We start from the raw sequence: 467 nt of genomic DNA, 5'->3' as shown, positions 1-467 counted from the left end.
CGTCAGCTGGCTTTTCTGTTTGATCCACAGCTTCTTCTTCTGCAGGCGTGTCGGCAGTTACCTCATCGTCCGCCGGAGTTTCCGTAGCTTCTTCATCTGCAGGTGTGTCGGCAGTTACTTCATCGTCCGCCGGAGTTTCCGCATCTTCTTCATCTGCAGGCGTGTCGGCAGTTACCTGATCGTCTGCAGGAGTTTCCGCAGCTTCCTCATCTGCAGGCGTGTCGGCAGTTGCTTCATCGTTCGCCGGAGTTTCCGCAGCATCCTCATCTGCAGGTGTGTCGGCAGTTACATCTTGATCCGCTGGAGTTTCCGCAGCATCCTCATCTGCAGGTGTGTCGGCAGTTACATCTTGATCCGCTGGAGTTTCCGTAGCTTCCTCATCTGCAGGCGTGTCGGCAGTTACCTCATCGTCCGCTGGAGTTTCCGTAGCTTCCTCATCTGCAGGCGTTTCGGCAGTTACCTCATCG

1 pseudogene is annotated in these 467 nt (G+C 55.7%); it reads right to left on the bottom strand.

What is annotated here, in order from left to right:
• A pseudogene (locus NCCP2222_RS12630) lies at positions 1-467 on the bottom strand (hypothetical protein); the annotation flags it as partial.

Origin of the sequence: Sporosarcina sp. NCCP-2222 (assembly GCF_023168145.1) — a bacterium.
In the GTDB taxonomy this organism is placed as follows: domain Bacteria; phylum Bacillota; class Bacilli; order Bacillales_A; family Planococcaceae; genus Sporosarcina.
Note: the sequence above shows the minus strand (reverse complement) of the source record. Positions and strands in the feature narration are given on the sequence as shown.